This window comes from Nocardiopsis halophila DSM 44494 (assembly GCF_000341245.1).
Classification (GTDB): Bacteria; Actinomycetota; Actinomycetes; order Streptosporangiales; family Streptosporangiaceae; genus Nocardiopsis_A; species Nocardiopsis_A halophila.
The window spans coordinates 1-1,247 of sequence record NZ_ANAD01000287.1 but is presented as its reverse complement, the minus strand read 5'-3'; the positions used below and the strand labels follow the sequence as shown (position 1 = coordinate 1,247).

The 1,247-nt window shown below is 74.3% G+C and carries 1 protein-coding gene; it reads right to left on the bottom strand.

Annotated features, from left to right (window positions below; genetic code table 11):
* On the bottom strand, positions 1 to 769 hold a 769-nt coding region (locus D450_RS0129000; RefSeq protein WP_017542124.1), incomplete at its 3' end, for an ATP-grasp domain-containing protein.
* Positions 770 to 1,247 lie beyond the last annotated feature (478 nt).

Sequence of the window (1,247 nt, the reverse complement as noted above, 5' to 3'; positions counted from 1 at the left end):
CGTTGCCGATGATGCCGACCTGACCGTCGAGCTCGACGTAGTTCAGGCCCTTGGCCCGGGCGTCGGCCTCCCGGTCGCGCGGCCCGTCGTGCTCGTGGAAGGGAAGCCGCTCGTGGTGGCGGAAGACGGCGTTGTCGTCGAGGGTGACCTTGCCGTCGAGGGCCACCACCCGGCCGTCGCCCACCAGGGCGAGCGGGTTGACCTCGACGAGGGTGGCGTCCTCCTCGCGGGCCACCCGCCACAGGCGCAGCAGGGCCGAGGCGACACCCTGGTGCGCCTCGGCCGGCAGCCCGGCCTTGGCGCACAGGGCCAGGGCGGTGCCGCTGTCCGGCCCGCGGCCGGCGGGCAGGGGCTGACGCGCGACGGCGGCGGGGCGCTCGGCGGCCACCTGCTCGATGTCGACGCCGCCCTCGGCGGAGCAGATCGCGGAGAAGGCGCGCTCGGCCCGGTCGAGGAGGACGGCCAGGTAGAACTCGGCCACGATGTCGCTGGCCTCTTCGACCAGGACGCTGCGCACGGTGTGGCCCTTGATGTCCATGCCCAGGATCCGCTCGGCCTCGGCCCGGGCGGCCTCGGGGCCGTCGGCCACCTTCACACCGCCGGCCTTGCCGCGGCCGCCGGTCTTGACCTGCGCCTTGACGACGACCCGTCCCCCCAGATGGGCGGCGCTCGCCGCCGCCTGCTCCGGGGTCCGGGCCAACTGTCGCTCGGCGAGCGGCACCCGGTGCTCGCCGAAGAGCTGTTTGGCTTGGTGTTCGTAGAGGTCCACCGGCCCCTCCTCGGGTGTCGTGCCCCCTGGAACAGTCATACCGAGATTGTATGCAGTATGCAATAGGTCGGCATGCGCTTCCGCGGCGAGGACGATGGCGGGCGACGGGCTGGCGAGGGGGCCGGTGCCCCCCCCACGGCCGGCCACGGGTGAGACACCCGGCCACCGGACCATGAAGGGGCGGACCGAAGGCCCGCCACTTTTTCGTGGGCCTCGTACGTGGGACTCGTGCGTGGGACGCAGACGGCACCGAGGTGACGGCCGCTTCAGTCGGTGGCGAGGGAGACGAGGGGGCGAGGGAGCGGGACGGTTCCCCGGCCCTGCTTGTCGGCCGCCGGGTCGCTCGCGGCCCAGGTCAAGAGCGGCGACGGAGCAGCAGGTGCCCCGCTCGCGCCCGCTTGCCGGGCGGCAGGCCAGCGCCGGTCAGGGGTGGGGCAGCGAGGAAGGAGCCGGGCGGTTCCCCGGCCCTGTCGGTCGG